At 61.0% G+C, this 7,328-nt stretch carries 9 protein-coding genes; 3 read left to right on the top strand and 6 right to left on the bottom strand.

Translation table 11 applies throughout. The features are described 5' to 3' along the window. The first annotated feature begins 321 nt into the window (after positions 1 to 321). From PGW49_RS06920 to PGW49_RS06910, 3 genes are all read left to right on the top strand, one after another. Positions 322 to 951 (top strand): class I SAM-dependent methyltransferase, encoded by a 630-nt coding sequence (locus PGW49_RS06920; protein ID WP_270226035.1) that lies wholly within the window; start codon positions 322 to 324, stop codon positions 949 to 951. Continuing rightward, the gene (locus PGW49_RS06915; protein ID WP_270226034.1) at positions 938 to 1,543 is read left to right on the top strand and encodes a class I SAM-dependent methyltransferase; all 606 of its coding nucleotides are present in this window, start codon (positions 938 to 940) and stop codon (positions 1,541 to 1,543) included. Before PGW49_RS06920 ends, PGW49_RS06915 begins: the two co-directional genes overlap by 14 nt. Positions 1,544 to 1,658: 115 nt before the next feature. Continuing rightward, the gene (locus PGW49_RS06910) at positions 1,659 to 2,489 is read left to right on the top strand and encodes a class I SAM-dependent methyltransferase (protein ID WP_270226033.1); all 831 of its coding nucleotides are present in this window, start codon (positions 1,659 to 1,661) and stop codon (positions 2,487 to 2,489) included. A 95-nt stretch (positions 2,490 to 2,584) separates the two neighbouring features. On the opposite strand, the gene PGW49_RS06905 is transcribed toward PGW49_RS06910, so the two are convergent. The 6 genes from PGW49_RS06905 to PGW49_RS06880 all read right to left on the bottom strand — a co-directional run bounded on the left by PGW49_RS06905 (position 2,585) and on the right by PGW49_RS06880 (position 7,215). After that, positions 2,585 to 3,469 (bottom strand): ROK family protein, encoded by an 885-nt coding sequence (locus PGW49_RS06905; protein ID WP_270226032.1) that lies wholly within the window; start codon positions 3,467 to 3,469, stop codon positions 2,585 to 2,587. A gap of 79 nt (positions 3,470 to 3,548) precedes the next feature. After that, entirely contained in the window at positions 3,549 to 4,673 is a 1,125-nt protein-coding gene (locus PGW49_RS06900; protein ID WP_172676343.1) for a glycoside hydrolase family 172 protein, read from the bottom strand. A 12-nt stretch (positions 4,674 to 4,685) separates the two neighbouring features. Continuing rightward, positions 4,686 to 5,084 (bottom strand): PTS sugar transporter subunit IIA, encoded by a 399-nt coding sequence (locus PGW49_RS06895; protein ID WP_055287011.1) that lies wholly within the window; start codon positions 5,082 to 5,084, stop codon positions 4,686 to 4,688. A gap of 26 nt (positions 5,085 to 5,110) precedes the next feature. After that, complete coding sequence (locus tag PGW49_RS06890) at positions 5,111 to 5,944, bottom strand: PTS system mannose/fructose/sorbose family transporter subunit IID (protein WP_270226031.1); 834 nt, start codon at positions 5,942 to 5,944, stop codon at positions 5,111 to 5,113. Between the two features lie 2 nt (positions 5,945 to 5,946). Beyond that, the gene (locus PGW49_RS06885; RefSeq protein WP_055287014.1) at positions 5,947 to 6,732 is read right to left on the bottom strand and encodes a PTS mannose/fructose/sorbose/N-acetylgalactosamine transporter subunit IIC; all 786 of its coding nucleotides are present in this window, start codon (positions 6,730 to 6,732) and stop codon (positions 5,947 to 5,949) included. A gap of 9 nt (positions 6,733 to 6,741) precedes the next feature. Next, positions 6,742 to 7,215: a PTS sugar transporter subunit IIB gene (locus PGW49_RS06880; RefSeq protein WP_055287016.1), complete on the bottom strand. Its 474-nt coding sequence runs from the start codon at positions 7,213 to 7,215 to the stop codon at positions 6,742 to 6,744. Positions 7,216 to 7,328: the final 113 nt, after the last annotated feature.

The raw sequence follows: 7,328 nt of genomic DNA, 5'->3' as shown, positions 1-7,328 counted from the left end.
GGAGTCAGCAGGTCAATTCATATAGTTATGGGGGTGTATCCTAAAGGGAATCAAATTTATACCCCCATAACTAAGGAATTTTCTATTCCCACTCAATGGCTAGAGCCCTGGTGTAATTGACTGGATCACCGTTCCGGGAACCGGTATCGACCTACCTGTCCGCCAAACTCCTTCTTCAGCTCCAGCCTAGTATCTGACTCGCGCTGTTATAAGCGAAAACCGAAGAGATGCATCTTTGCCAAGAAAATAAGGTTAGCCTTATTTTACTGCATGATTCGTGTGTTATGGTTAGATGGCTCTAACTTTTTGGGGGCGATAGCCATGCACGAACGCAAGGACTTCTGGGACAAGAATGCCGGTCGGTACGACCGCTTCATGCGAAACGACCGGGCGGCGTATGAGAAGATGTATGGGCTGATCCGGCCGGTGGTGAAAGCAAAAACCGTGCTGGAGGTTGCCACCGGCACGGGGCTTATCGCAAAGAGCATCGTGAATGCGGCGGCGCACATCGAGGCTACGGACGCTTCTGCAAAGATGATCCTTGAAGCAAAACGGGACAATCAATCCGCAAAGCTGCACTTTTCCGTACAAGATATGTTCCGCCTGCCCTATGCACAGAAGTCCTTCGAAGTGGTGATCGTGTCCAACGCGCTTCACATAGTGCCGCATCCGGAAAAGGCCCTGCAAGAAATCAGGCGGGTGCTGAAGGACGACGGCGTGCTCATCGCGCCAACCTTCACCCACGCGGGGAACTCGGTTTCCGGCAAAGCAAAAGCCCTTTTCATGAGCATGGCGGGATTCCCCCTCCACAGCAGGTGGACAAGCGAGGAATATCTGCGTTTCCTGCGTCAAAACGGCTGGGCGGTGCAGAAAAGCGCGGTGCTGAAGGCCTCGTTCCAGTTGACCTATACGGAATGCACGAAATCGGAGGGGCCAGATGTCGTTCTTTGAAAACACCCGCAAGCCCGTGGGCCTCGGCGGAAAACTTATGGTTGCCATGATGAATCTGGGCCACGGCCCTGTGGCGCGGTGGGGACTTCGATTTCTACGACTTGCGCCAAACGCCAAGGTGCTAGATTGCGGCTGCGGCGGCGGGGCAAACATAAAACGACTGCTGAAAAAATGCCCGCATGGCGTCGTCAAGGGCATCGACTATTCGCCCGTCAGCGTGGAGAAGGCTAGAAAGCTCAACCGAACTGCAATTCAGGAGGGGCGTTGCGCCGTTCTGCAAGGCAGTGTGGCGGATATGGCGTTTGAGAATAGCTGTTTCGATGCTGCCGCGGCCTTTGAGACCGTCTATTTCTGGCCTGATTTGCCCCGATGTTTCCGTGAGGTTTGGCGGACGCTGAAGCCAGGCGCGACAGTTCTTATCTGCAACGAGAGCAATGGCGATACGGACAAGGACGAGAGGTGGACGCAGATCATCGGCGGCATGACCATCTACAAGGACATTGAATTAAAGGCGTGTCTGGAGCAGGCGGGTTTTCACGAGGTGCAGATACGCAAAAAGAAAAGGTGGCTCTGCGTCACGGCACGGAAGTAAGGGTAACAAGCACGGGCATTTTTGCATCCATCCTGCACATGGCGATAGGCATGACGGTCATAGCGGCTGTGCTGGCGGCAATTATGACAGTTCTTATTCACTGAGGAAGAAACCTATGAAATGTAAAATTGAGAAAAACACCGTGCAGGAGACGCTGATCCTCCCGCTGTATTCCCGGAAGCTGTGTACGGAGCTGTACCCGAACCTTTACAGGGATGAAACAGCGGTTCGCCTGCTCGACCAGATCGACTGCGACTTTTCAGAGGCAGAGAAAAACTCCCGCAGCCTGATGCAGCGCTTTGGTGCGCTGGAGGTGGCCATGCGGCAGGGTGATCTTGCTTTCGAGGTGCGGGATTACCTGAAAGGCCACCCCAATGCGGCGGTGGTCAATCTGGGCTGTGGGCTGGACAACACCGGCAGAACCTGCGACAACGGTAGATGCAAGATCTACAATCTGGACTTCCCGGATGTGATTGCCTTGCGGCAGCAGCTGCTGCCCGCCGAGGATCGAGAACAAAATATCCCCTGCGATCTGAAAGACACCGCATGGTTTGGCAAAATCGATGCCTCCGGCGGGGCGGTGTTCTTTGCCTCCGGGGTGTTCTATTACTTTCTGACCCAGCAGGTCCGGGAACTGGTGCGGGAGATGGCGGACGCTTTCCCCGGCGGTGTGCTGGTCTTTGATGCTGCCAATCGGATGGCAGTAAAGATGATCGCAAAAACATGGCTTAAGACTGCAAAAATCAAGGATGTGGGGGCATATTTTGCGGTTTCGGATGCCGCCAAGGAAATCGGCACGTGGGACAGCCGTCTGCAGGTCACAAGTCGCGGCTATATGCTGGGTTACAACGATTTGAGAGACCCTTCTGTCAGCGGCTTTTTCCGGTTTCTCGCAAGGGTCGGTGACAATGGGATGAAAATGCAAATCGTGAAAATAAGATTTTGAGAGGCAAAAATGCAAAAGACGAGCGCTTCTTGCCGCCCAATTGGCAAGAAGCGCTCGTCTTTCCTTAACGCGTTGTATGGCGGAGAGAGCGCAAGTTACGCGAGCGCCCTTCTTGCCAGCTCGGCCGCGCCAAGGATTCCTTGGTCGCCGCCGCAGCCCGGGGCGCAGATGTAGCTCTCTATGTCCTTAAGCTCGGCGGTCTGGATGTAGCCACCCAGATATTCGAGGGTCTTCTTGCGGACGATGCCGTAGAGCTGCTCCTGGTGCATCACGCCGCCGCCGAGGACGATACGGCGAGGCGAGTACATGAGCACGAGGTTCGCGCACATCTGCCCCAGATAATCCCCCTCGAGCGCCCACACCTCAGCGTTGTCCGCGAGCTCGGCCGCGGGCTTTCCCCAGCGCGCGGCGATGGCGGGGCCGGAGGCGAGGCCCTCGAGACAGCTCGCGTGGCTCGGGCAGACGCAGCGTCCCTCCTCGGCGGGACGGGTCCTTACCAGCATGTGGCCGGCCTCGGGGTGCAGCATGCCGTGAAGGAGCCTGCCCGCGCACATGACGCCCGCGCCCACGCCGGTGCCGATGGTCACGTAGACGGCATCCTCGAGCCCCTTGCAGCAGCCGAAGACTACTTCGCCGAGGCAGGCAACGTTCACGTCCGTGTCGTAGGTCACCGGAATCCCGAGGGTGTCGGCGAACGCGGCGCGAAGACCATAGCCTCGCCACGCGAGCTTGGGCGTCTGGAGGATGGAACCGTAGCGCTCATCGTTGGGGTCGACGCAGGTCGGGCCGAAGGCGCCGATGCCCAACGCGTTCACATCGCGGGCGGTGAACCACTCGACCATTTGTGGGACGGTCTCGGCGGGCGTAAGCGTCGGGGTCTCCATACGGTCGAGGACCTCGCCGTCGCCGGACACCACGGCACAGACCATCTTGGTCCCGCCGGCCTCGAGGGCGCCGAGCCTCATTTGCTTTTCGCTCATGTGATCCTCCTTACAAAGGGACGCCCGCAGTCATGGTCAACCGCGGGCGCCCATAACGTTGGCTTGTTTCGAGGCGACCCTACCTGGGCACGCGGTCCTGCCTTGCGGCAAACGGGGCGAGCACGGCGTGCGGCTCGCTTTGGTACCAGTAGGCGACGGTGGAGATGTCGTCCTCGCGCTCGTAGAGCTTGATGTCGTCGTTGCCGAGGTCCTGGAACGTCACGCGCAGGTCCTCCTTGAACGAGATCGGGTCGGGAAGGTGCCACCTGTAGAGGCCGTGCCTGGGCAGCGCGTCGTCGTTGGTCGCGAGCATCGGGTTCGGGTTCGGCTTGCCCGCGCTGAAGCGGTCGCGCGTGGCGTCGCGCGTCGAGCGGTACGGGTAGCCGGCGAACAGCGTGTTGAAGCACTGCGCCTCGGGCAGCGCGTGGGGCGGCCTGTCGAGGAAGGCCCAGGCACCGCCGAAGTAGTCCTCGGCTCCCGTCGAGGTGACCGTGGGGAACTCCTCGTCGCCGTCGAGGAAGAACTTCATCTCGCCCTCGCCCCACCAATAGCGCTCCAGGGCGCACAGGGCCATGTAGGTGCCGACGTAGTAGCCCTTGCCGCGCACGCCGTCGAGCACGGTGTAGTCGACGCCCCTGCGAGTGCTGCGCTCGCGGTTAAAGCGGGCGTGGAAGTACATGGCGTCGTCCGGCACGTCGGTGAGCGCGTAGTTGAACGTGTAGAAGATGTACTTAATGAACCCGGGGTGCTCGCTCGTAAGCGTGACCTTGGCGTGCTTCCTGAAGGGCATCTCGAAGTAGCAGTTCATGCCGCCCGTCGGGTTCACGCAGATGGGCATCGAGTTGACGATGGCGCGCTCACCGAAGCCGTTGCAGAAGAAGTCGCCGACAGGGCACTCGACCGAGGGGGTCTCCTCGTCGTCCCAGTAGAAGCGCAGCACGAGGTCGCGCATGACGAAGCTGCCGGCGGCGGTCTTGTCGGGGACGGTCATCCAGATGTGGCGGATGATGCCGGGGCCCTCGATGTCCGCGAGCGTGATGGTCTCGCCGGACTCAAGGGGCACGCAGCACGAACCCTTGCGGCCGACGCCGAGGTGGCTGGCCGACATGGCGGCGCGGCCCTTCTCGCCCGTGATGTTCTCGGGGGTGATGGCGCGGCTTTCCTCACCGCCGTGCATCCACACGTCTTTAAGGAACTCTCTCATCGTCGACCTCCTCTATTCGTCGTCTTCGCACTCGGCGGAACTGGCACCGTTCACGTAGACGATCTGCTGGCGCGCCTCGTCGACGAGGGCGTCGAAGTCGAGTTTCTCGTCGGGGCGCGCGAGCGCGACCGTCATGGCGAGCGGGAGGTTGACACCCGCGATCACGTGGATCCGGTCGGAGGCGAAGCGGGAGAAGCGCTGGTTCACGCTGCCGCCGAGCGCGTCGGTGAGGACGACGACCTCGTCAGTGCCCGAAAGAGCCGCCTCGACCGCCGCGTCGAGCCCCTCGCCGTTGTCGTTCACGTAGGCGCACACGGCGTTGACGGCGTCGCTCTTACCCGTAAGGAACTCGAGGGTGTCCTTGAAGCCCTGGGCGAGAAGGGAATGGCTCGCCACAACTATCTTTCTCATTGATTCACCAATCTCTTGGGTCGAAGCTAGGCGAGGATGCCAACGGCGGAGGCGACCATCGCGAGGACGATCACCACGAGGATGAGGGCCGTCATGCTCGCGTTCTTCTTGGTAAGAAGGTAATACGCGCTTCCCGTGATGGCGGCGGGGATCATGGCAGGCAGGATCTTGTCGAGCAGCGGCTGAATCTCCATCGAGACGTCGCCGAAGCTGAAGCTAATCGGGCAGGTGACGCCGATGACCGAGGCGATGAGGCAGCCGACCACGGTGAGGCCGAGCACGGAGGCGGCGGCAGTGAGGTTGGGAAGCTTCTCGCTGAAGTCGGTGACGAGCTTCACGCCCTGCTTGTAGCCGAACTCGAGGGCGTGCATGCGGACCCAGAAGATGGCCAGGATGAGCGCGAACCAGATGCCGGCTCCCACGGGGTTGCCCTCGATGGCCATGTAGGCGGCGATGGAGCCCATGATGGTCGGGATCATGGTCATGAGCAGGGAGTCGCCGACGCCGGCGAGCGGTCCCATGGTGCCGATCTTCAGGTCTTGGACGGCGTCCGCCGCCGCTAGGCCGTCGCGTTCCTCCATGGCCACGCAGGCGCCAAGGATGATGGCGGCGAGCCAAGGCTGGGTATTGTAGTAGCGGAAGTGGTTGTTGAGCGCTTGCTTATAGTCCTCGTCGTTCGTGTAGATCTTCCTCAGGACCGGCGAGAGGGCGTAGGCGACTGAGGCGCCCTGCTGGGTCTGGTAGTTGAAGGTGCACACGCTCATGAGCCAGCGCCAGTTCGCGTTGCGCAGATCCTTCTTGGTGACCTTGTAGCCGGAGGGCTTGCCCTCGGCGACGGCGGTGATGTTCTCGTTTTCCATGGTTACTCATCCTCTCCGATGAAGGCGTCTGCGGAAGCGTGGGCGGCGAGCTCGGTGTCCCTCTCGGCACGCTGGTAGAACGCGATCGCGAGGGCAACGCCGACGATGGCGGCGCCGATGATGGGCACGTTCAGGAAGGCCGAGAGGAAGAAGCCGACGAGCAGGTACTGGAAGTACTTGCCGGTGGGCATGTAGCGGAGCAGCATGGCGATACCGATGGCCGGGAGCATCTTGCCGGCGAGGGTGAGACCGGAGAGGAACCACTGAGGCATGACCTCGAGGAGCCAGTTGACGGCGGGCTGGCCGAGCGTCACGGAGACAAAGACGGGCAGGGCGGCGCACAGGCCGAAGAGCGCGGGGCAGACCCACAGGATGGCGTTCATCTGATTGAACTTACCCTCGTTGCAGAACTTCTGGGACTTCTCGACGACGAAGCCGTTGAGGATCTTGACGATGACGTCGAGCTGGATGCCGAGCATGCCGACCGGCAGGCCGATGGCGAGGCCCGTGTCCGCGCCCAGGGTCACGCCGTAGGCGGTGGCGATGATGGCCATCGTGCCGTAGTCGGGAATCGACGAGCCGCCGAAGCCCGCGACGCCGAGCTGCATGAGCTGGATGGTGCCGCCGATGACAAGGCCGGTCTGCCAGTCGCCCATGACGACGCCGGTGATAAGGCCCCAGAAGACGGCATAGTTGACGAAGATCATCGGGATGCCGTAGTAGTCCACGTGCTTGATGAAGGCCAGCAGGGTCAAAAGGACGACCTGCAGGATAGTGAAGTTGACCATGATCCCTCCTTAGATGAGGTCGGCGACGGAGACGGGCTTGTCGGCGGGCACGAACTGTGCCGTCACCTTGACGCCGCGGGCGATGAGCGCCTTGTAGCTCTGGACGTTCTCGGCGGAGGCATAGGCGCGCTGGGTGAGCTGGACGCCGCCCTCCTTGACAAGAGAGCCGCCGACGATCAGCGACGGGAGCTCGATGCCCGACTCGACCAGGTGAAGAATCGTCTCGGGCTCCTTGGCGATGACAAAGACCTTCTCGCGGTCGTACTTGCCCGCCGCGAAGTTCTTGAGCGCGGTCTGCTCGGAGATGATCGAGACGGCCATGCCCGCGGGGCGCGCCATCCTCATAGTGGACTTCAGGACCTCGTCGCCGGCGACCTTGTCGTCGATGACCATGACTCGGGTCGCGCCCGACACCGGGGCCCACTGCGTCACGATGATGCCGTGAAGCAGGCGATTGTCGATTCGTGCCATAACAACACTCATGTTTGCTCCTATCAAATGAAGTTTTACGTTCGGTACTGCCTCGGCGCTATCCGGATTCGCGCCGGGCAAGGGGTTATCGGATTATTGAGGACGCGCAGTCAGCTTGCGGCGGC

Origin of the sequence: Collinsella aerofaciens (assembly GCF_027679495.1) — a bacterium.
Classification (GTDB): domain Bacteria; phylum Actinomycetota; class Coriobacteriia; order Coriobacteriales; family Coriobacteriaceae; genus Collinsella; species Collinsella aerofaciens_AK.
Note: the sequence above shows the minus strand (reverse complement) of the source record. Positions and strands in the feature narration are given on the sequence as shown.

Excerpts from the sequence above, each read along its gene's own strand:
- PGW49_RS06920 (WP_270226035.1), top strand. The coding sequence starts at position 322 with ATGCACGAACGCAAGGACTTCTGGGACAAGAATGCCGGTCGGTACGAC.
- PGW49_RS06890 (WP_270226031.1), bottom strand. The coding sequence starts at position 5,944 with ATGGAAAACGAGAACATCACCGCCGTCGCCGAGGGCAAGCCCTCCGGC.
- PGW49_RS06900 (WP_172676343.1), bottom strand. The coding sequence starts at position 4,673 with ATGAGAGAGTTCCTTAAAGACGTGTGGATGCACGGCGGTGAGGAAAGC.
- PGW49_RS06915 (WP_270226034.1), top strand. The coding sequence starts at position 938 with ATGTCGTTCTTTGAAAACACCCGCAAGCCCGTGGGCCTCGGCGGAAAA.
- PGW49_RS06885 (WP_055287014.1), bottom strand. The coding sequence starts at position 6,732 with ATGGTCAACTTCACTATCCTGCAGGTCGTCCTTTTGACCCTGCTGGCC.
- PGW49_RS06895 (WP_055287011.1), bottom strand. The coding sequence starts at position 5,084 with ATGAGAAAGATAGTTGTGGCGAGCCATTCCCTTCTCGCCCAGGGCTTC.
- PGW49_RS06910 (WP_270226033.1), top strand. The coding sequence starts at position 1,659 with ATGAAATGTAAAATTGAGAAAAACACCGTGCAGGAGACGCTGATCCTC.
- PGW49_RS06880 (WP_055287016.1), bottom strand. The coding sequence starts at position 7,215 with ATGAGTGTTGTTATGGCACGAATCGACAATCGCCTGCTTCACGGCATC.
- PGW49_RS06905 (WP_270226032.1), bottom strand. The coding sequence starts at position 3,469 with ATGAGCGAAAAGCAAATGAGGCTCGGCGCCCTCGAGGCCGGCGGGACC.